The sequence below is a fragment of the Streptomyces sp. NPDC003248 genome, from assembly GCF_055563235.1.
Genome location: NZ_JBVHDT010000002.1, coordinates 430,180 through 450,727, shown reverse-complemented (window position 1 = coordinate 450,727; position 20,548 = coordinate 430,180). Strand labels below are relative to the sequence as shown.

The following is a 20,548-nucleotide window of genomic DNA, read 5'->3' as shown; positions in this document are numbered from 1 at the left end:
CGTTGTGGCGGCAGGGAGCTCAGGAGATGAGGCGGCGGGTGAAGCCTTCGCGAATGAGGGATTCGTACGCTGCACGCACGTCCTCCGGGACCTCCTGCTCGATGGCGAATCCGAGCTTCGGGTACTCGATGACCCGCTGAAGATCGCCGACGAGCATGTCCAGGACCAGCTTCTCGTCGCCGATGGACTTCACGTAGTCGTCGAACTCAAGCGGCGCCGAAGCACAGAGGATCTCGACGTCGGGCCACAGCTTGCGGGCGGTCGCGAACGACCGCCTCTCCATATAGGGCTTCGAGACCAGCAGCACCCTGGTCGGGTGGATGCCGGCCGCCGCTAGGACCTCACGGGACAAGGTGATGTTCTGTCCGGTGTTGCCCGCGTTGGGCTCCAGCAGGATCGCGGCGGCGGGGACACCGAGATCGATGGCGTGCTCGCGGAAGTGGACGGCCTCGCCGCGCGGGAAGACCTTGGCGGTGGTGCGGCTGGTGCCGCCAGTGAACACCAGGTGGGGGAAGAACCCGGCGCGGTACAGCTCGGCGGTGTGGGCCGCGACGCCGAGGTCGTGGCTTCCCAGCCCGATCGCCACGTCGACGGGCCGCAGCTCGTGGTGCATCCGGTGGTAGTCCCAGATCAGCTCCGCCTGGCGCCGCTGGCCTTCGGTGATGACCTGCTGATCGTTGCTCACGCGTGTTCTCCCTGGTCAGCGTTGCCGAGGCCTAGCGCGCCTCAGGTCCGGGCCGCGGCGTACCGGACGAAGTCCGCCCAGGGCCGGGGCGCGAGGGCGAGGCGGGGGCCGTCGGTGACCTTGGAGTCGCGGATGTGGATGGTGGTGGGGGTGGGGGCTACTTCGAGGCAGGAGTCGCCGTCCGGGCCGTCGCTGTAGCTGCTCTTGAACCAGGCAAGCGCTACTTCGACGCAGGAGTCGCCCTCGGAGCCGCTGCTGTAACTGCTCTTGAACCAGGCCAGGTCCTCGCGGGTCATGTCTCCCCCAGCAGTCGCTCGATAAAGGCCAACGACTCACGCGGCGTGAGCGCTTGAGCCCGGATGATGCCATATCGCAGTTCAAGGATACGGAGGTCCTTGGGTTCGGAGACCGGTCGGCCGTTGCTCACGGCCGGCGAACGACCCACCGATGAGCCGTCACCGAACTTCAGCACCTCGATACTGCCGTCAACCCCGGCGTGCTCCTCCCGATTCATGGGCATGATCTGAAGCTCGACGTTCCGCAGCTGTCCGATTTCCAGCAGGTGTTCCAACTGACGGCGCAGCTGGACCTTTCCGCCGAGCGGTCGCCGTAGCGTCCATTCCTCCAGGACGAAGCCGAGTTCAGGCGCCGGATCCCGCTCGAAGATCGACTTACGAGCCACACGAGCCGCGACGAACCGCTCCACCTCTACCTCGGAGTACGCGGGTCGGCGCATGAGGAGAAGCCCGCGCCCGTACTCCGGTGTCTGCAACAGCCCATGGATGCTCAGCGGATCGTAGAGCTGTAGCTCAACCGCCTTACCTTCCAACTCCGCGATCTGCCGCACCTTCTTCGGATACTGGACCCTCTCCACATCCGCCTTCATCGCCGAGAGCAGCCCACCCGCCCCCAGCACCTCGTCCGCCTTGTCCAGGTACTCCGGCCGGGGAATCCGCTTGCCGCCCTCGATCTTGTAGACGAGGTCGTCGCCGTACCCGACCGCCGCCGCGAACTCGGTGGCCCGCATGCCCACCGCCTCGCGGCGGAGCCGCAGTTGCCGTCCCACGGTCGCAACGACCGCGACGCCCCACTCGTCGTCGGGGTCGACCTCCCACCCCGGCTCGTCCGCTTCCCCCTTGAGGCGCGCCGCCTCTCCGTCGACCAGCATCCGGTCTCCCCTCTCCACCCCGCCGACGTGCCCGGACACGCCCGGACAAGCGACCGACAGTGACCCTACGTATCGATGTCGTCACTGTTCACGGTAGGCGAGCCCGGCCACTCTGGGTGATGTGATCCACGAAACACACCAACTCGACTCGCCCCTCCGCCACTTCCACGCGCAGCTGTCCCCCACGCCCCGAGGGGCCCGACTCGCCCGGCTGCTCGCCACCGAGCAACTCCGCAGCTGGGGGCTTCCGCCCGACCCGGCGGCGCTCATCGTCGCCGAGCTGGCGGCCAACGCCGTCACGCACGGCCGGGCCGACGGCCGCGACTTCCGGCTGCTGCTCTACGTCATCGGCGACACCCTGCGCATCGAGGTCTCGGACACGCGCGGTGACCGTACGCCGTGCGTCGGGCAGGTGCCGCCGGACAGCGAGTCAGGCCGGGGGCTGGTTCTCGTGGACGCGCTGGCGGCCCGATGGGGGGTGAGTGAGGGTCCGGCGTCGCGCAAGACCGTCTGGGCCGAGGTGTCTTCGTCACCGGAACTCGCGTCCCCGTGCTCCGGTGACACGGGCGGTCTCTTTTAAGAACCACCAGGGTGAAAGAACCCCACCAAGCCCCACCCCTCCCGCCCGCGCGGCAAACTCACCCGGGTGGGTGAAAATGCCAACTCGGCGGGGTTTGGGGGGCATTGCCTGCCCTACGCTCAGCGCGACGACACAGCAGACATGCGTCGGCCCCCGCCGGGACTGCCATCCCAGTGCGAGGGCCTGACCACCGAGGAAGGCAACAACTTCCCCAATGGGTACCGAAAACCCTAGCGCGCCCCCGCCCGCCCAGCCCCGGCTTGGCGCCAACCACCACCCGAACCGGCGGCATTCCGGCGGACTGCACCACGAGAACGCCCGCCACACCACCCACTTCACGGTGGTCGGCAACCACCTTGCCCAACACCCCGAGCTCTCGCTGCTGGCGATCGGACTCGGCGTGCACATCCAGTCGCTGCCCAAGGGCGCCCACGTGGACATCAAGTCCCTCACCGCCCGCTTCCCCGAGGGCGCGGCCCGGATCTCCGCAGCCCTGCGGGAGCTGGAGGCGCACGGCTACCTGCGGCGCGAACGCACCCGCGTGCCCGGCGGCCGGATCGTCACCCGCACGATCTCCTGCAACCGGCCCGGCCACCACCGTCAGGGCACGGCAGCCGACGGCCGCCGCCCCGCACCGGCGCCCACACCCACACCCACGCGGCAGCGCCCGCCCGCCGCTCCCCGCAAGAAGGCCCTCCCGGACGTCCCCCGGCCGTCCTTCCCCGCCGCCGCCCTGCTCCAGACGGCGACGGACCTCCTCGCCTCCCTCCGCCGGCTCGACTCCCGCCTCCTCTTCTCAGCCGACGACACGGCCCACCTGGCGCCCGGTGTCGCCGCCTGGCTGGAACGCGAGGTCACCCCCACGGCCGTACGCCACGCCCTCACCTCCGGCCTCCCCGAGGAGCCGCTGCACCGCCCCGCGGCCATCCTGGCCCACCGCCTCACCGCCCTGCTCCCGCCGCCACCGCCCGTCCGGCCGTCCGGCCCGCCCCCACCCGCCCGACACCCCTTCCAGACCTGCCCCGGCTGCGACCGCCCCTTCCGCGCCCCCGAGCCGGGCCGCTGCCGCGACTGCCGCGATCACATTCACTCGGATGTCTGAATGCACGGTTCACACCTCTCGCGCTCCCCGCTCCTGGTTCCTCGTCCCGCGCGGACCCCTGACGCCCTTCGCGCCGCCCTCGCCGTCGTCGCACCCGGCCGCCTGGCAGAGATGCGGGCCACGAAGGACGAGGCCTTCGCCAACGCGGTCGAATGGACTCCCTCAGCCCGGACGGAGCTTGGTCCTGACCTGGGCCCGGGACATAGAGATCGCCCGCCGTCCCGACCTCTCCAGCCGCTACGCCCGTGCCAGGAGCAACCTGGAGCACGAGGACGCCGTCGTCGCGGAGGAAGCCCTGGAAGAGCTGAGCGCCGTACTGGACGACGCGATGAGAGCAGTACGCGAGTGACCTGGAAGCCCCGGAGGCGCCCAGCAAACGACGAGGAGCGAGCGTCATGACCATCGCCCCGGACGACGTGCCGCAGGGCGCCTCCCACCGGTACCGGGCCATGCGGGACTTCGTTCAGTCCATGGACGACACCCTTCCCGGCAAGTTCGAGGTGACCAAGGAAGGAATCGTCCACGACATGACGACGCCCGTCGGCCCGCACGAGCTGACCACCCTGCACCTGCGGAAACGCCTCGAAAAGGTGATGCCGGACGAGATCGTGGCCCACACGGGCAAGCCGGATGTCGAGGACGAACCCGAGGGCATCATGCGCCACCCCGACGTGATGGTGATCGCCGAGGCGGAGATGGAAGGAGAGGGGTCCTTCGACCCCCGCACCGGCACCGGCGCCGTCCTCTCCGACATCCACTCCACCCCCGACGGCCCCCGCTACGCGACCCGCAAGGACTTCGTCTACGGCGAGGACGTCACCGTCGCCGAGTGGACGATCTCCACGGAGGGGCTGCCGCTGTACCCGGACCCGCGCTGACCCGGACCCGCCCGCAGCGCCCCGCACACACCCCCGCTGACCGGCGACGATGACCTTTTGTCGTACACGAGTTGAACACTCGACGCTCAGCCCCCGCAGGCGGCCGGCCGTTCCTACGCTGACGCGGTGCGAGGACAGCGGCAGACGACGGACGACCGTCACGGCATCGGCACCGAGCGGGCTCCCTGGGCGTCCCGGACGTCCCGGACGCCGCGCTCGGCCGCGCCTCCCCTGCTCGGGCTCCAGCAGACGGCGGGCAACGCCGCCACCGCACGCGCACTGAGCGCCGGCGGCCCCTCCACCGCGCGCGGCGGACAGCCCCTCGAAGCGCTCACCGAGGTCGCCGACGACTCCCTCGAACTCCCGCCGTACCTGAAGGACATGGACGCGCCGGGGCTGTCCTCGGCGTACGGGCTGAGCGGGCACGAGTTCGTCGCCACCACCCTCGTCACCGTCGTCGGCCACCGCGACGAGACGATCGACGACATCGCCACCGAACTCGCCGGACGCCCCGAGAGCTTCTACGGGCAGGGCCGCGCCTTCGCCGTCACCGGGCCGCGCGGCCGGGACCGCTACGACGTCACGGTCACCGTGACGCCCGCCGACGACGACCGGCCCCCGACCTTCGCCCCCAAGAACCCGGACGCCGAGGGCGCGGCGACCAAGGTGGACGTGCACCACAACACCTCCGCCACCGTCGCCCAGTCCACCGGCTCCTCCGCCGCGAAGGGCGCCGCCTTCACCGCGTTCGGGCTGGCGCCCGTCGCCCCCGGCGTGTGGGCGGGCGGGGCGGTGACCGCGTCCGCCCAGCCCTGGCAGTCCTCCCGCGACTCCCGCAGCCAGCGCAACGTCGCCGAACCCCGCGTCCTGCGCAGCGACAAGGGCACGGTGGAGGTGCCGCGGAAGGTGCGCTACGGCGTACGGATCGCCAAGGACGGCACCCCGGGTGCCCAGACCTTCGCCGCGACCGGCGGGCTCACCATGCGGGTGCCGACCGAGCACCTGGTGCCGGTGTCCATGGGTGCCCCGGCCCGGCCGCGCCGGGTGAGCGCCGCGACCGCCCGGCGGGTGTCGCTGGCCGACTCCATGGCGCCCCTGGCCGTCGCCGACCGGGCCGCGCCGCACGGGGGCGGCGGCGGGCTGTTCGACGCGGTCGCCTCCGTGCTGCCCCCGTCCCTGACCTGGCCCGGCGCCCCCGGCCGGGCCCGGCTGTACGAGGCGACGGCCGCCTCGACCGTGCTGGAGGACATGCCCCGGCTGCTGCGCGACGGCGTCGTCGGCGAGGACCTCACCAGCCGGGACGGCTCCACCACCGGCACCTACCGGATGCGCGCCGCGATCACCGCGCTGGCCCCCGGCTGGGGCACCGGCAAGACCCAGCTGCGCACCCACCAGCAGACCCAGCAGTCGGTGACGGACACCGCCGGGAAGGGCCGGGGCGGCATGTTCGGCGCCGGTCCCGCGATGGGCGTGGGCGTCCTCGGCAGCGCCGCCGCCGTACGCGGCACCGTCATGCCGATCACGGGCGCCCGCAAGGCCCGCTTCACGGTCGCCGACCAGACCGTCTCCAGCCGGCAGGGCGCGGAGGTCCGCGGCGACAAGGTCCTCTACCTCGGCACCGTCCGGTTCACCGTCGAGGGCAGCGGACCCGAGTCGCCCCTGGTCAAGGGCGACCGTACGGCCCACCACTCCATGAAGGTGTGGATCACCCTGCGCGCCGACGAGGCCCGGGAGCTGGGGCTGCCGCTGCCGGACGGGGTCACCGCCGGGGACTTCCTCACCCGGCCGGAACGGCCCGCCGACGACCCCAAGGGCAAGGGCAAGGCGAAGGCCAAGGGTGCCAAGGGGCGGGCGCCGGTCGGCGTCCGGCAGGGTGAAGCCGGGAGTTCCACCGGGCCGGGCACCCTCGCCGGGCAGGAGACCGAGGAGGCGGTGGACGCCGTCGACGCCGTGGAGGAGGCGCCCGAGCACATCGTGCGGCACCTCCCGTTCGGCGCCATGGGGTCGAGTGTGGCGATCAGCCAGCTCGACACCGCGCCGATGATGAAGGCGGTGCTGGACCTCTTCGCCACCGACCCGCGCCTCGCCGGCTACCTGCCCGCCTTCGGCGCCGAGCGGCAGGCGGGGAAGGTCAGCGCGGAGGAGGCGGAGGTCCAGCGGCGCAACTACCGCGAGCTGGTGACCGTCCTGTCGGAGACCAACCTCCGCGTCCACAAGGACCAGTTGCTGTCCACCGGCGTACGGGTGCGGCTGCGCCGCAAGAGCACCTTCCACGCGCACGACGTGCAACTGCGGGTCACCGGCTCGCTCCGGGAGACCGGCTACCTCGGCGACGCCAAGGACTGGCTCGTGCGCAGCCACACCGGCGTCACCACCAGCGCGCAGAGCGGGCGGGCCAGCTCCCGCACCATCGGCGGCATGGCCCTCGGCCAGTTCCGGCTGATCCCCGGCGCCCTCACCGCGTCGGTCCGCGCCGACAAGACCCGTACGACGACCCGGCGCGGGCAGGCCGGGCCGACCACCCGCACCGACGTCCTCACCAACGGCTCCGAGGACGCGAGCGCGTTCGGCGCGGCGCTCGGGCTGAACGTCGACGTCACCATGACGAGCCGGCAGCGCAAGGCGGCCCGCGCCGTCACCCTCGGCGCCCCCGGCCACGACGTGCCGGAGGCCACGACCCTCGCCGGGCTGCGCCTGGACGAGCAGGACGTACGGCTGCTCACCCCGACCGCGTTCACCCTCGACGACGACGGCAAGCAGCGGCTGGACGACGCGACCGCCGCGCGCGCCGCCGCCCACCGGGACGTCCGCACGGACTTCGCGGCGGCCGGCATCGGCGACCTCGCCGGGCTCGCGCCCCGCCAGCTGGGCGGCAAGGGGGTGCGGGACTGGACGCTGGTGGAGACCGTCGGCGACGGGCAGCCCGTACGGGACCTGGCGTTCGAGCTGCTGGCGAAGGCCGCCGCCCGCAACAAGGAGGCCCGCGAGGACCGGGCCCTCCAGACGGAGGGACTGGCGCCCCGCGTCACCCTGGAGGACCGTTTCAGCCCGCAGGCCCTCACCGCCGCGCTGCGCCAGGGCGTCTCCGCCGGGTGGGTGGTGAAGAACCTGCGCCACCCGCGCCGGCTGAACGGGCTGACCGGCGCGGTCGGCACCCGGTTCGCGCTCAGCGGGGCGCGGGTGGTGCACCAGGGGACGGGCCCCGGTACCGAGACGTTCGTGCTGGGCGGCCACCAGGTGACCGGCCAGGAGGGCAAGAACCACGGCACGTCCGTGCAGGGCGGCCTCATGGGCTCGGAGAACGGCCCCGAGTGGCGCCTCGGCCAGGGCGTGTCCGCCGGCCGCAGCCTGGGCTCGGGCGACACCTCCGCCCTCACCCTCTCCGGCACCGTGGAACGCAACGCCCACACCTCCCGCAAGAGCCCGCTGTACCTCGTCCAGTGCGACCTCGTGCTGCGCATGGTCGCCGAGGTGGCGGTCACCGGCGGCGGCCCGTACGTCGCCCGGGGCGGGCGCACGGCGCCGGGCGCGGTGGCCGTGTGGATGACGGAGGCGCAGGTGCGGGCGGCGGGGCTGCGGCTGCCGGGGGAGACCTCCGCGGACAAGGACGGCGGCAAGGGCAAGGGCAAGGACGCCGCGTCGGCGGGGAAGGACGGCACGTCCGCCAAGGGCAAGGAGACCGCCCGCGACGACGGTGGCGCGCGGGGTTCGACGGCCGGGGGCGCCCCGAAGTCGGCTTCCCTCGTCCCGCCCGCTCCCGTTCCCGACCTCGCCCAGGGGCTGCCGCTGGGCTTCGGGATGATCGAGGACCTGCCCGACTTCGTGCCGCTCCTGGAGCGGCTGCGCGGCCGGCTCGACCGCTCCCTCGCCGACGACCTGCTGCCGCGCACCCAGTCGACGGACCGCAACGACAACGTGCAGCGGCTGCTGCGGGTCCTCGACCGGGACGGCTCGGCGGGCCTGCTGTCGAGCGCGATGGACGGCGGCGTGGGCGTCGAGCTGTTCGACGGGCGCAAGCGACCCTACCGGGCGGTGTTCCACGTCCGGCGGACCGGGCGGGGCAAGTACGCGGAGACGGCGTCCGACGGGCGGGACATGGAGTACATCACCTCCGCCGCCGCGCAGAAGGCCTCCGCGCACGACGAGAGCGACTCCCGGGGCGTCGAGGCCGTCCTCGCCGGCGCCGGGAAACCCGACGGCGGCGCCGGACAGCTGAAGAACGTCGGCGGGGCGGCCGGCCTGGGCCTCGGGCGGAGCGACGCGCGGCGCACCGCGTCCGCCGGACGGGCCCAGCTCGGTGTCAAGACGGTCGCCGAGGCGTCCTCCGCGTCCTCGTCCCGGATGAGCGTGCCGATCGACGCCACCCTGGAACTGTGGAACGGCAACCGCCGGATCGCCCTCACCGGGCTGACCGGGCTGTCCCTGACCCACCGTGTCCTCGACGCCGACCTCCACGCCCTGTCCCGGCTCGCGCCGCCACCGCCGCGGCAGGTCGGGCGGCGGTCCGCCCCGGCCTCCGACGCGCGCGCCGACCGGCTCGGGTCCTGGCGGGCCAACGGCGTACGCCTGCCGATGGAGTCGCAGGTCAACGGCTTCCAGGGCACGCCCAGGGTGCAGCAGGCGGTCGACGACGCCGTCCAGCGGGCCGGCGGCGGCGACCGCTTCCGCACCGGCGGCGAGGCGGCCTTCCACCTGCTGCGCGAGGCGGTCTCCACCGAGTGGCTGATCGCGGCGCTGCCCCTGCTGACCTCCGTGGGCGTGGACCTGCCGCCGGTGCACGCGACCGGCGCGTCCGGCCAGGACCTGCGCGCCTCGCTGCACGCGCGGCTGCGCGAGGGCCGGGTGCTGGGCGTCGGCGACACCATGACCTTCGAGACGGTCGCGCAGAGCGGCCTGGACGCGCCGCGCCCGACGGGCGCGGACGGGCAGCAGTCCAACGAGCACGGCTCGTCGGCGCGCGGCCTGTTCGGCGCGGGCGTGCTCAACGCGGACGAGTTCCGCATGAACCAGCTCCTCGGCACGGTCGACGGCTCCGGCAGCGGCACGTCGACCGCCGCGAACGCGGCCGGCTCGATGCCGATGCACAAGCCGAAGTTCAAGTCCGTGCTGGTGCAGTTCACGCTGGACGTGCGGGTGGTGGCGCGGGTGACCGACCGGGTGCGCGGCGGCCGCCCGTCGGTGGCCGTGCAGGAGGTCACCCTCCCGGCCCCCGTGGTGATCCGCATGCCGGACCCGGCGGTCCGCCGGCTGCTCGCCGACCCGGCCAACGCAAGACGGCTGAGCGACCCGGACGACCGGCTGGGCCTGCGCGCGGCGGCCCGGGCGACACCGCCCGAAGGGGCCTGAGGACGCCCGGTGTTCCGGGAGGGCCGGCCCGGTGGCGGGCCGGCCCTCCGTCGGTCACCCATCCATGGACGGGCGGTCACCCCTCCACGGACGGGCGGTCACCCATCCATGGCCGGACGGTCACCAGTACATGACCGACGCGTTCCCCGCGCCCCACGTGGAGTACATCCGGAGGCGGAGGACGTAGCGGCGGCCCGCGAAGAGTTTGACCTCGAACTGGCCGTTGCGGTCCTCTCCGCTGTCGTCCTCTCCGGTGACGAAGCGCAGGTCGTGTTCCGCCCCTTCGAAGAGGACCATCCGCACGTCGGCGTCCCCGAAGGTACGGAACCGGTACTTCTGGCTCTTCTCCGGGACGATCTCGAAATCGGCCTGCTCTCCGGTACCGAGGCCGAGGACCGCCGACCGGAACGGCTGGAGCGCCTCCATGTGCGGAGCCAGCGGCGGATACCACGTGCGCACGTACTCCTTGTCCTGTTCGGACAGCCCCCGCGGGGAGGGAATGCCGTTCCGGTACGCTTCCGGCCGCTTGATCAGACCTGCCCCGAATCCGTAATGCATGATCGATGTCGGGTCCCAGTGCGAGCCGCTCACCTGGTCCGTGGAGAGTTTTCGGACGATGTTGTGGTAAGTCGTCTCCGGTGGCCAGAAGTTGGGCGGGCCGCCCATGTACGCGTACAGTTTCGGCTCGTCCCACTCGATGCCCGCGAACGGATTCTGGTGTTCGTGGCAGTAACCGAGCGCGTGCCCTATCTCGTGCCGGACCGTGGTCTTGCCGTAGGGCGAGGTCGGATCCCATCCGAAGTTCATCGTGGCCTCGTCGACACCGATGCCGAGACAGTCGGTGCCGACGTACGACCAGGATCCGTCATCGGCGAAGGTGATCCGGATCTCCGATTCCGCGGGGTTGTCCTCGGGGCGGAAACGCAATCCGATCCCGAGGTCCTCCCATTCCTGGAAACCGTTGTGGACCTCGGCCAGCCACGCCTTCTCCACCCCGTTGTCGGCGCCGTCGAGGAAGCAGTACCGCAGCGGTGTACCGTTCACCCATTTCGAGTGGTTCTGTAGTATCGCTCTGGTCCGCGGAAGGCTGAGATCCGGACGGAGCGCGGGAATTCTCTGCGGGGGCTGGGCGCAATACCGCGGAGTTTCGTTGTCGTTCTGAGCGACCATGACGATTGCTCCTGGGTCCTGCTCGTGGTCGGGCTCACAGATCGACGTTCACGCCGCCGGGGAAGGCGTACGTGTCGTGCTCGCGCATCGTGACCGTCTTCCACGCGGCGGTCGAACCGATGCCCAGGCAGGAGTCGAACGGGTAGAGGTAGGTGTAGACGGGCCCGTAGCGGCCCTCCCACTTGTTCCCGTCGTCGGATTCGGCGTACCAGTAGAAGAACTGGTTGTTGTTGGGCGCGATGAGGATCCGCTCGTAGGGCTTGATGCGCCACCAGCCCACGGTCCGGTAGTTGCCGTAGGCCCCGCAGGCCTGCGAGTCCCAGTACATCCCGACGACCTGGATCGTCGAGGAATGGCTGTTGCGGAAGTACGGCATGGTCATGCTCCTTGCTGTCGGGAGGCCTCCACGTGCTCGCGCCAGCGCTCCGCGAGCGTGGTCCGCGGCACGTCCTCCACCGCCACGACGGGAGGTCGCCGCACCGCCGTGGTCTCGTCGGCTCCGGCGGTCGGTGCCTCGTCGTGGACCGTCGAGTCGAGCCCGCCCCGGGCGTCCTCCTCCGGCGCCTCCTGGAGCAGTTCGACACCCGGCTCGAAACTCTGGAGCGGCGCCGGGAATCCGGTCGGTTGATTGTTGGACATGTCGAAACACCCCGTCGCTTTCCCCTGGCGCGGGTATCCCGAACCCTTCCGCAACGAAACTGATTGACCTTTGAAGGGCCCGGCCCGGCCCGGCCTGTCGTGTGATCTCGAAACGTTCAACGGGTAATTACCGTCGTCTTCCACAGAATCCCCGCCGAACTGATTCCCCTACCACCGATCCTGCTCCTGGTCCTGCCGTCGCGCATCCCGGGAACCGCGTTCACCGCAGTAATGAACGGCGCGACGGGCCGACGGACGAGACACCGTCTCCCTTTTGAATTCGTCTGGTTCAAGGGGTCATGAACCCCAGGGCCCCGGGGAGAGTCACGTTCGCCCGTTCGATCACGGGATGCCGTGGAGGGTCAGGACGGCCTCGGGTTGACCGCGCGCGCGTCGGGCGCTGACGGCGTTGGCCCAGCCGACGCAGTGGAAAGTGGCGTGTGCCGGTCGCGCAGGACGGTCATGACGGTGGGGGTGCGGTGGTGCTGAACCTGGCTGGCGTCCTCGGCCGCCGGGATCGATCACGGGCCGGTCGCGGTGCGGCTGTGCGCTCCAGAAGGAAGGGCAATCCTGACGAGAAAGAAGGGCAGACCCATGTCAACGCCTCGCAAAATACGATGAGTTGAAGAGAAACTGTGCGACGATGCCTTCTCCGCCTGTCGCTGCGGAGATGTCGACACGTCACAAACGGAGTTTTCCATGCAGAAGGTCATTGACTACATCGAAGAACATCGGAAAACGTACGAGAACCATGAATTCTTCACTCGTCTACTCGCCGACGAGTCGCTCCCCGGAGAAAGGCGTCTGGCGTGGGGGCCCAGCGTGGTTCCCTTCATCATGGGCTACTCCGACCTGAACAAGTACGTCTTCCGTAAAGAAGAAGGCGATGCCCGGCCCGATCAGCTGCAGGCCCTTCTGAACGCGCACACGTACGAAGAGGACTTCCACTGGCAGTGGATGCTGACCGACCTGGAGAAGCTGGGGGCCGACAGCAACATGCCCCTGTCGGACGCCACGCGGGTCCTGTGGAGCGCGGACTTCAGCCACTCTCGACGTCTCTGCCTGGAACTGGCCGCGCTCGCCGCGGGCGCCCCCACGTACGCCGTTTTCGCGATGGTCGAGTCCATCGAGGCCGTCTCCCTCACGATCTTCACCCACTGCCGGGGAATCGCCCTGCGGGACGGTCGCGAATGTGAGTTCTTCGGCACCAAGCACTACATGGCGGAGGCGTCGCACAGCATAAAGTCGCCCGAGGTAGAAGAAAAAAGCCTGCCGTCCCTCGACGACGCACAGCGCGAGGAAGCCAAGCGGATGGTGGACCGCACGTTCTCGCTCTTCGACAACTGGTCCGGCGCGCTCCTGCGGTTCGCTCTCGAAAGCGGAGACCACGAGCGCACGTACGAGAGGTTGATCCAGGAGAGCAAGGACTTGCTGCCGGAAGCCGAGGCAGCGGCCGCTGCCGCCTTCTAGCCTCGATCGTTGCAGGTCAACTGCAGAGCCCGGGGAGAGTCACGTTCACCCGGTCGAGTAAGTGACGCTGTGGACGCGGCGCCCCTGCCCTCCTCGCCGCCGGGGACGCTCGTGCCTGCGGGGCTGGTGGAGGCACGTCACCTTCGCCGAGGACGCCAGCCAAGTCCGGCGCCACGGCACCCCCGCCGTCATGAGCGCCCTGCGCGATCTGGCCCGCGCTGCACTCCACCGCGCCGGATGGGCCGACATCGCCAGCGGACGCCGCGCCCACACCGCCCCCGAAACCGCTCTCACCCTCCATGGCATCCCATGAACACAACGGACGAAGGCCACTCTCCCCAGGGCCCTGTCATGGACCCTGCGTCCACGGGACGGCCCTCAGGGCCTGGCCAGGGCCTCCCGCAGCTCTCCCCGCCGCCGTATCCCCAACTTGCGGTAGGCGCTGGTCAGATGGGTCTCGACGGTGCGGCGGGCCACGTGCAGGGAGTCGGCGATCTCCGTGTTCGTACGGCCTTCCGCGGCGAGTTCGGCGATCCGGCGCTCGCTGGTGGTGAGGGCCGCGGAGCCGGTGCGGGCGGTGCCGCTGCGGCGGGCGCCGCCCGCGCGCAGGGCGTGCTCGGCCCGTGTGCGCAGGCGGACCGAGCCGAGGCGTTCGGCGCGCTCGGCGGCCTCGCGCAGGCACTCCCGGCCCCGGGCGCGTTCCCCCGTGGTGGTCAGCAGCAGGCCCCGGGTGAGCAGGGCGGCGATCAGTTCGCCGTCGGCCGGTGACGTCCGCAGCAGGGCGACCGCCTCCTCGGCGAGCTCCAGGCCGTGCCGCCCGCCGGTCGCGCGGGCCAGGACGCGCAGCGCCCGGCCGACCGTACGGGGGGTGTCCCAGACCCGGGCCAGCCGCAGCTCCTCCTCCGCGAGCGCCCGCGCCTCCCGTACGGTGCCCAGGGCGATCTGGCACTCCGCGGCGGCCGAACGCCACGGGGTGACGACCGGGCTGAGCACGCCCCGGCCGGACTGGCGGCGGCCGCACTCCAGGAAGTCGTGCAGGGCACCGGTGACGTCGCCCTCCGAGAGCCGCAGGACGCCCCGCGCGTACAGGAAGCGGTTCAGTTCCCAGGAGTCGTGGGCGGCCCGCAGGTCGAACCCGTCCGCGAGACGCCGTGCCTCCGCGCCGCGGCCGGTCTCGACGAGGGCGAGCAGGGCGTGGGCGTCGGCGTTGGTGGGACCGGCGTCCTCGGGTGCGCGGCCGGCGAGGAGCAGGTCGTACCGGCCGCGGGCGGCGGCCACGTCCAGGCGGACGTCGTGCAGGGCCCGCTGCATCGGGTGCAGCAGGGAGGGGAGCTGCCCGGCCATCCCGCGCTCGGCGAGCCGCTCCGCCTCGTCGAGCTCGTCGGCCCACTGGGCGACCGCGGCGGCCGTCCCCAGCAGGAACGGCTCGGCCAGCGGATCCGCCGGCTCGGTCAGCAGCGTCCGCAGCCGGGCCATCGCCGACCGGGCCGAAGAGGCTCCGGCGGTCGCCGCGTACCGCACGAGCAGGGCCTGGCCGGTGGCGCCGACGAGCTCCGGGGAACGCCCGGCCGCGTCGGTCAGCCACCGGTAGGCCTCGCGGCGGACCGTCTGGTCCCGGTCGGACAGCAGCGCGGACGCCGTCCGCACGGTCCGCACCAGCTCGGAGTGGCCGGCCAGCCGGTCCTCCAGCCGGTTCAGCACGTCCACCGCCGTACGGACCTCGCCGCGGGCCGCGAGCGCGGTGCCCAGCGCGATCGCCGTCCGCACCCGGTCGCGGGGCTCCGCCGGCAGGCTCAACGCCTCGGCGAGACGCGGGATGCCGGCCGGGGCGCCCGCCGAGGCGTACTCCAGCGAACCGAGTTCGGTCAGCAGCCGTTGCCGCAGCTCGTCGGAGAGCGGTTCGGCCAGGGCGCGGCGGAGGTAGGCGACGGCGTCACCGGGACGGCCCTCGCGGACGGCGACGGCGGTGGCGTACCGCAGCACCCGCAGCACCCAGGGCAGGCCGACCGGGCCGCTGCCCAGCAACTGCCGCGCCACCGGCTCGGCCCGGTCCCCGCGCCGCAGCATCGCCTCGGCCACCGCGAGCCGAGCGGCCCGGCGACGGGCGGTCGGCCAGCCCGCGAGCACCGCGTCCCGCAGCAGGGGGTGCGCGAAGCGCGGCCGCCCGTCCGCGTCCGGCCGCACCACCCCCAGCCGCGTCATCGCGGTCAGCCAGCCGGCCACCCGGACGGGATCGGCACCGGTGGCATCGGCGAGGAGAGCGGCCAGGGCGGGGGCGGGGGCCGGGGTGGTGCCGTGGGCGGGGGGTGGGGTGGCGGGGGCGCCATGCGCGGGGGGCAACGTGGCGCCGTGGGCGGGCGGCGGGGTGGTGCCGTGAGCGGGCGGCGGGGTGGTGCCGTGGGCGGAACTCGACGCGCCGTCACCGGCGGTCGTCGCGCCGGGGAAGCCCGCAGGCCCTCCGACGGCGGTGCCGGTCCCGTCGGCGGGGACCGGAGGAGCGACAGGGGCGTCGGTGCCGTGGCCGGAGGCCGGACGAACGACAGAGACGTCGGTGCCGTAGACGGAGGCCGGACGAACGACAGAGGCCTCGATGCCGTAGACGGAGGCCGGACGAACGACGGAGGCCTCGATGCCGTAGACGGAGGCCGGGGGGCCGACGGGGGTGCCGGCCGCGTCGGCGGGGGCCGGGACGTCGAACGGTCCGTCGGCGGGGGCCGGGACGTCGAACGATGCGTCGGCGGGGGCCGGGACGTCGAACGATGCGTCGGCGGGGGCCGGGACGTCGAAGGCGTTGGCCGGGACGTCGAACGGCGCCCCGGGGAACGCCGGACCGCCGCCCGGCGCGGGGGCCTCGGCGGTGGGCGTCCACGAACCCTCCAGTGCCGCCAGCGTGCGGGCCACCTCCGCCGTCGCCGGGCCCGCGCTGTCCAGCCACCACGAGACGGCCGCCGGGTAGGCGCCGGGGTAGAGGGCGGCGCAGGTCTCCGGTACGGCCGTCGGGGGCGGGGTGCCGTGCAGGTCCTCCAGGAGGGCGCGCAGCAGCAGCGGGCTGCCGGCGCCCGCGCGGACGCAGTCCGCCGTCCACCCGTCGGGGGCGGTGGGGAAGGCGTCCCGGACCAGTCGGGCGGCGGTGGCGTCGGTGAGCGGGGCCAGGGTGTGGGTGCGGACGAGGGACGGGGAGAGGGCATGGGTGAGGCCCGCGGGCTGCGGGTCGACGTCGTACTGGCTGCGTTCGGTGGCCACCACCAGCACCGCTAATCGGTCGACGCGGCGGGCCGCCTCGGCGAGCCAGCGGCGGGAGGCCCCGTCGGCGAGGTGGACGTCGTCCACCGCGACCAGCAGCGGCGACTCGGCCGCGTACGCGCGCAGCACCCGCCACAACCGGGCCGCGCTGCCCCGGTCGTCGGCGCCGGGCGCCATGTCGGCGAACTCCGGTACCGGACCGAGGAGATGGAGGACGGAGGAGAACGGTACGGCGGTGTCCTCCGGGGAGCAGCGGGCGCGCAGCACGCGCAGGCCGCGACCGGCCGCGTGGGCGACCGCCGCCTCCAGCAGTGCGGAGCGGCCGGTCCCGGTGGCCCCGCGCAGCAGGACGAACCGGCCGGCACCGGCGCGGGCGCGCTCGGTCTCGGCCGCCAACAGCGCGTACGCGTCCTCGCGTTCCCGCAGCGGTCCGGTCATGCCTGCCTCCAGGGGTGGACGGGAAATCCCGCGCACGGGTTCCGACGGGGGCGTACGGTCGTTGTGGCGATGCTCACGGCGGACTCCGGACGGTCCCCCACCTGCACCACGGCTCCCGTCGCACCCCGGTTCACCTGCGACGACACCCATCGGCGGCGCTTCTCGTGGTGGCTGTCGCGCTGCTCTCGTGGTCCGCCTCGTGGTGCTCCACGATTGCGCCCGCCCCAGCGGTCACAGAAGGGTGGAACATGACCTGCCGTCACCGGCCTCTGCCGGTCGACGGGTTCGTGAACAGGGGGGAAACGGTTGCTCAGCGCACCCCGGACACCAGAGACCGGCACCGGAACGGGACTCGGCATCGGCGCCGGCACCGGCACCGCCATCGGTACCGGCACAGGTGCCGGGCACGGCGGGTCGCGCCGCACGCCCGTGGCCGTGCAGGCCTCCGACCCGATCTCCCGCGAGGGAGCCGTCAGCCAGCTGCGGTCCCGCCCGGAGATCGAGCTCCGCGAGGAGTACGGCGCCGGCACGGTGGCCCTGCTGATCGAGGACACCCTCGACGAGGCCGCCCTGGCCCGGCTGCGCCGGGTCGTGCGCAGCGAGGGCGCGCGGGCCGTGCTGGTCGTGGGCACGATCCGGGAGACCGAACTGCTGGACGTCATCGAGTGCGGGGTCGGCGCGATCGTCTGGCGCCGCGAGGCCACCGCGCACCGGCTGGTGCAGGCGGTGACGGCCGCCGCACGCGGCGACGGCGACCTGCCGGCTGATCTGCTGGGCCGGCTCATCAGCCAGGTGGGCACCCTGCACCGGGGTGCGGCGAACCGGCCGGGCGCGCCCTCCCTGGGCCTCGCGCCCCGAGAGGTGGACGTCCTGCGGCTGGTCGCCGAGGGCTTCGACACCGGAGAGATCGCCAGCAAGCTGTCCTACTCCGAACGGACCGTCAAGAACGTGATGCACGGGCTCACGACACGACTGCATCTGCGCAACCGGGCGCACGCCGTGGCATATGCCCTCCGGGAAGGCTACATCTGACCGAACGGGCAATCGAAGGAGGACACGCGGGCAACGCCCCCTGCCCGCCCGCCGTCCCCGGCGCGCCTGCGGTCGGCGCGGTCCGGACGGCACGATCGGCACGGTGGGTGAAAAGGCCCGGCGAGCAGGGCGGTTGAGGAGCGCACGACGGTGATCCACGAGGTGGACGAGGTCCTCAAGGGCCTCCTCGGCGGCGGTGCGCTGGCGGGCTCCGGCATCGACGTCTCCTTCGAGGCCCCGACCCGCGACTGGGCGGCCCGCCGCAACGCCCCCACGATCAACACCTACTTGTACGACATCCGCGAGGACGTGTCCCGCCGGCAGCGCGGCCAGATCTCGGTGCGCGACGAGCGGGACATCGTCGTACGCCGCCGCCAACCCCCGCGCTGGTTCCGCCTGTCGTACCTGGTGACGGCCTGGACCCGCACCCCCCAGGACGAACACCGGCTGCTGTCCGCGGTGCTGGCGACGCTGCTGCCGCGCGAGCTGCTCCCCGCCGACGAACTCCCCGGCGCGCTGGGCGCCCTGGGGCTCGCCGTGCCGATGACCGTGGCCGGTCTGCACACCGAGTCGCGTTCCCTCGCCGAGATCTGGTCCGCGCTCGGCGGCGAGCTCAAGCCCTCCCTGGACCTGGTGGTGACCGCGCCCTTCCCGGCGTACCCCGAGTACGACGCCGGACCGCCGGTCACCGAGGGCGCGGCCGTCCGCGTCCGCGGCCTGGACGGCGACCCGCCCTCCTCCGGGGAACGCGCCCACCGCCCGCACCAGGTGGCGGCGGCCCGTGAGGCGCGGGAGCGGCGATGACGGACGTGCCCCCGGCGGGCGGTCCCGCCCTGCTCTCCCGCCTGGCCGGCCTGCGCGACCGGGTCGCCGCCCTGGTCGACCACCGCACCGCCACCGACCCCACCGCCGACGACCCGCTGCGCGGCCTCTACCTGTCGGAGGAGGCCGTACGCCACCTGCTGAGCACGGCGCCGGCCGACCCGTCCGGGGAGGCGCCACCGGGAGACACCCCCCACTCCCCGCACGACCCCCACGACCCCCTCGACCGGCTGGCCGCCCGCCTCCCCCTCACCGCCCTCGACACGGCGGTCCTGCTCATCGCGCTCGCCCCCGATCTCGACCGCGGGTTCGAGCCGCTCTACGGCTACCTCAACGACGACGTGAGCCGCCGGCGGGCGACCGTCGGGCTCGCGCTGGAGCTGTGCGGGGCGCCCGCGCACCTCGCGGCGGCCCGGGCCCGGTTCCACTCCTCGGCGCCCCTGCGCGCCCTCGGCCTGCTGGACGTGGAGGAGCCCGAACGCCCCTTTCTGTCCCGGTCGTTGCGGGTCCCCGACCGGGTCCTGGCCCACCTGCTCGGCGACGACACCCCGGACGCCGCCCTGCACGGCCACCTGCTGCCCCTGCCGGAGCTGCTCCCCGCCGACGACGAGGACTTCGTGGCCCGGCTCGCCGCCCGGCTGCGGCGCGGGCCCCTCACCGTCCACCTGCGCGAGCACCGCGAGGGCGACGGCCTGGCCTGCGTCGCCGCCGCCCTGGCCGCCGCCGGTCTCGGCGCGCTGCGCTACACCGGCCCCGAGGACCGCGTCCCCGAGCTGCTGCGCGAGGCCCGGCTCGGCGGGCGCGCGGTCGTCCTGTCCGGTCTGCCCGAGCAGCCGGGCCCGCTCATCACCGCGCTGACGGCGGCGACGGACGTGACCGTGCTGCTGTCCGACCCGCGCCCCTACGACCCGCACTGGAGCGTCCGCGACCCGCTGGTCCTGGACGCCCCCCGCCGCCGCGCGGGCGGCACGGCCGCCTGGGCCGCGGCGCTCGGCCCGGACGCCGACGCGTTCGACCTGGCGACCGCCGTGGCGCCGTACCGGCTCGGCGGGGAACGGGTGGCGCGGGCCGCGCACGCCGCCCTCGGGCTCGCCGCCCTCGAGGGCGGACCGCTCACCGCCGCCCACATCCGCCTCGCCGCCCGCCAGCAGTCGGCGTCCGGCCTGGAACGGCACGCCCGCCGCATCCGCCCCGACGTCACCTGGGACGACCTCGTCCTGCCCGACCGCCCCCTCACCCAGCTCCGCGAGCTCGCCCTGCGCGCCCGCCACCGCGACCGGGTCCTGGGCGACTGGCGGCTGAGCGCGGGCGGCGGGCGGGGCCGGGGCGTGCTGGGCCTGTTCGCCGGGGAGTCCGGCACCGGCAAGACCCTGTCCGCGGAGGTCGTGGCCGCCGAACTCGGCCTGGACCTGTACGTCGTCCAGCTCTCCTCGGTCGTCGACAAGTACGTCGGCGAGACGGAGAAGAACCTGGAGCGGATCTTCACCGAGGCCGACCGCACCGACGCCGTGCTCCTCTTCGACGAGGCCGACGCGGTCTTCGGCAAGCGCTCCGAGGTCAAGGACTCGCACGACCGGTACGCCAACATGGAGAGCGCCTACCTGCTCCAGCGGCTGGAGTCCTTCGACGGCATCGCGCTGCTCACCACCAACCTGCGCGCCAACATCGACGAGGCGTTCACCCGCCGGCTGGACCTGGTGGTCGACTTCCCGTTCCCGGACCCCGAGCAGCGCCTGGCCCTGTGGCGGCACGGGCTCTCCCACGTGCCGTGCGCGCCCGGCATCGACCCGTCCCCGCTGGCCAAGGAGTTCGAGCTGGCCGGCGGCTCGATCCGCAGCGCGGTGGTCACCGCCGCCTACCTGGCCGCGGCGCGGGACGAGCCGGTCGGCGACGGGGACCTGCTGGAGGGCGCCCGCCGCGAGTACCGCAAGGCAGGCCGCCTGGTCCCCGGAGAGGCCAACTGGTAGCCCCGCCC

The 20,548-nt window shown here is 73.1% G+C and carries 16 protein-coding genes; 9 read left to right on the top strand and 7 right to left on the bottom strand.

Annotation, left to right across the window (positions count from 1 at the left end):
• Window positions 1–19 precede the first annotated feature (19 nt).
• From ACZ3KJ_RS07345 to ACZ3KJ_RS07335, 3 genes are read right to left on the bottom strand one after another with little or no spacing between them, the layout of a single operon-like run.
• Window positions 20–685, bottom strand: a complete 666-nt coding sequence (locus ACZ3KJ_RS07345; RefSeq protein ID WP_467525304.1) for a YdcF family protein — start codon at window positions 683–685, stop codon at window positions 20–22.
• Window positions 686–726: 41 nt separating this feature from the next.
• Window positions 727–981: a DUF397 domain-containing protein gene (locus ACZ3KJ_RS07340; protein WP_467525303.1), complete on the bottom strand. Its 255-nt coding sequence runs from the start codon at window positions 979–981 to the stop codon at window positions 727–729.
• Window positions 978–1,853, bottom strand: a complete 876-nt coding sequence (locus ACZ3KJ_RS07335) for a helix-turn-helix domain-containing protein (RefSeq protein WP_467525301.1) — start codon at window positions 1,851–1,853, stop codon at window positions 978–980. The genes ACZ3KJ_RS07340 and ACZ3KJ_RS07335 overlap by 4 nt, the downstream gene beginning before the upstream one ends.
• A gap of 112 nt (window positions 1,854–1,965) precedes the next feature.
• On the opposite strand from ACZ3KJ_RS07335, the gene ACZ3KJ_RS07330 reads away from it, so the two are divergent.
• The 5 genes from ACZ3KJ_RS07330 (at window position 1,966) to ACZ3KJ_RS07310 (ending at window position 9,759) form a co-directional block, all read left to right on the top strand.
• Window positions 1,966–2,433 (top strand): ATP-binding protein, encoded by a 468-nt coding sequence (locus tag ACZ3KJ_RS07330; protein WP_467525767.1) that lies wholly within the window; start codon window positions 1,966–1,968, stop codon window positions 2,431–2,433.
• Between the two features lie 214 nt (window positions 2,434–2,647).
• A complete protein-coding gene (locus ACZ3KJ_RS07325; protein ID WP_467525299.1) occupies window positions 2,648–3,535 on the top strand; it encodes a helix-turn-helix domain-containing protein in 888 nt (295 codons plus the stop codon).
• A 178-nt stretch (window positions 3,536–3,713) separates the two neighbouring features.
• Window positions 3,714–3,884: a hypothetical protein gene (locus ACZ3KJ_RS07320; RefSeq protein ID WP_467525298.1), complete on the top strand. Its 171-nt coding sequence runs from the start codon at window positions 3,714–3,716 to the stop codon at window positions 3,882–3,884.
• A gap of 46 nt (window positions 3,885–3,930) precedes the next feature.
• Window positions 3,931–4,413: a Uma2 family endonuclease gene (locus ACZ3KJ_RS07315; RefSeq protein ID WP_467525297.1), complete on the top strand. Its 483-nt coding sequence runs from the start codon at window positions 3,931–3,933 to the stop codon at window positions 4,411–4,413.
• Between the two features lie 126 nt (window positions 4,414–4,539).
• On the top strand, window positions 4,540–9,759 hold the full coding sequence (locus ACZ3KJ_RS07310) for a hypothetical protein (RefSeq protein WP_467525296.1): 5,220 nt from the start codon (window positions 4,540–4,542) through the stop codon (window positions 9,757–9,759).
• A gap of 120 nt (window positions 9,760–9,879) precedes the next feature.
• Here the strand turns inward: ACZ3KJ_RS07310 and ACZ3KJ_RS07305 are convergent, their stop codons facing one another.
• From ACZ3KJ_RS07305 to ACZ3KJ_RS07295, 3 genes are all read right to left on the bottom strand, one after another.
• The gene (locus ACZ3KJ_RS07305; protein WP_467525294.1) at window positions 9,880–10,803 is read right to left on the bottom strand and encodes a M12 family metallopeptidase; all 924 of its coding nucleotides are present in this window, start codon (window positions 10,801–10,803) and stop codon (window positions 9,880–9,882) included.
• Between the two features lie 160 nt (window positions 10,804–10,963).
• Entirely contained in the window at window positions 10,964–11,305 is a 342-nt protein-coding gene (locus tag ACZ3KJ_RS07300; protein WP_401687868.1) for a hypothetical protein, read from the bottom strand.
• 2 nt (window positions 11,306–11,307) lie between these two features.
• The gene (locus tag ACZ3KJ_RS07295; protein ID WP_467525292.1) at window positions 11,308–11,568 is read right to left on the bottom strand and encodes a hypothetical protein; all 261 of its coding nucleotides are present in this window, start codon (window positions 11,566–11,568) and stop codon (window positions 11,308–11,310) included.
• Window positions 11,569–12,267: 699 nt separating this feature from the next.
• Between ACZ3KJ_RS07295 and ACZ3KJ_RS07290 the strand changes: the two genes are divergently transcribed.
• On the top strand, window positions 12,268–13,038 hold the full coding sequence (locus ACZ3KJ_RS07290) for a hypothetical protein (protein WP_467525291.1): 771 nt from the start codon (window positions 12,268–12,270) through the stop codon (window positions 13,036–13,038).
• A gap of 378 nt (window positions 13,039–13,416) precedes the next feature.
• On the opposite strand, the gene ACZ3KJ_RS07285 is transcribed toward ACZ3KJ_RS07290, so the two are convergent.
• Window positions 13,417–16,719 (bottom strand): helix-turn-helix transcriptional regulator, encoded by a 3,303-nt coding sequence (locus tag ACZ3KJ_RS07285; RefSeq protein ID WP_467525290.1) that lies wholly within the window; start codon window positions 16,717–16,719, stop codon window positions 13,417–13,419.
• Window positions 16,720–17,025: 306 nt separating this feature from the next.
• Here ACZ3KJ_RS07285 and ACZ3KJ_RS07280 point away from each other — a divergent pair, with 306 nt between their 5' ends.
• The 3 genes from ACZ3KJ_RS07280 to ACZ3KJ_RS07270 all read left to right on the top strand — a co-directional run bounded on the left by ACZ3KJ_RS07280 (window position 17,026) and on the right by ACZ3KJ_RS07270 (window position 20,540).
• Window positions 17,026–17,751, top strand: a complete 726-nt coding sequence (locus tag ACZ3KJ_RS07280) for a helix-turn-helix transcriptional regulator (RefSeq protein ID WP_467525288.1) — start codon at window positions 17,026–17,028, stop codon at window positions 17,749–17,751.
• 150 nt (window positions 17,752–17,901) lie between these two features.
• Window positions 17,902–18,555: a Pvc16 family protein gene (locus ACZ3KJ_RS07275; RefSeq protein ID WP_389519152.1), complete on the top strand. Its 654-nt coding sequence runs from the start codon at window positions 17,902–17,904 to the stop codon at window positions 18,553–18,555.
• The gene (locus ACZ3KJ_RS07270; protein ID WP_467525286.1) at window positions 18,552–20,540 is read left to right on the top strand and encodes an ATP-binding protein; all 1,989 of its coding nucleotides are present in this window, start codon (window positions 18,552–18,554) and stop codon (window positions 20,538–20,540) included. The genes ACZ3KJ_RS07275 and ACZ3KJ_RS07270 overlap by 4 nt, the downstream gene beginning before the upstream one ends.
• Window positions 20,541–20,548 lie beyond the last annotated feature (8 nt).

Excerpts from the sequence above, each read along its gene's own strand:
- ACZ3KJ_RS07340 (WP_467525303.1), bottom strand. The coding sequence starts at position 981 with ATGACCCGCGAGGACCTGGCCTGGTTCAAGAGCAGTTACAGCAGCGGC.
- ACZ3KJ_RS07335 (WP_467525301.1), bottom strand. The coding sequence starts at position 1,853 with ATGCTGGTCGACGGAGAGGCGGCGCGCCTCAAGGGGGAAGCGGACGAG.
- ACZ3KJ_RS07325 (WP_467525299.1), top strand. The coding sequence starts at position 2,648 with ATGGGTACCGAAAACCCTAGCGCGCCCCCGCCCGCCCAGCCCCGGCTT.
- ACZ3KJ_RS07315 (WP_467525297.1), top strand. The coding sequence starts at position 3,931 with ATGACCATCGCCCCGGACGACGTGCCGCAGGGCGCCTCCCACCGGTAC.
- ACZ3KJ_RS07300 (WP_401687868.1), bottom strand. The coding sequence starts at position 11,305 with ATGCCGTACTTCCGCAACAGCCATTCCTCGACGATCCAGGTCGTCGGG.
- ACZ3KJ_RS07295 (WP_467525292.1), bottom strand. The coding sequence starts at position 11,568 with ATGTCCAACAATCAACCGACCGGATTCCCGGCGCCGCTCCAGAGTTTC.
- ACZ3KJ_RS07290 (WP_467525291.1), top strand. The coding sequence starts at position 12,268 with ATGCAGAAGGTCATTGACTACATCGAAGAACATCGGAAAACGTACGAG.
- ACZ3KJ_RS07285 (WP_467525290.1), bottom strand. The coding sequence starts at position 16,719 with ATGACCGGACCGCTGCGGGAACGCGAGGACGCGTACGCGCTGTTGGCG.
- ACZ3KJ_RS07270 (WP_467525286.1), top strand. The coding sequence starts at position 18,552 with ATGACGGACGTGCCCCCGGCGGGCGGTCCCGCCCTGCTCTCCCGCCTG.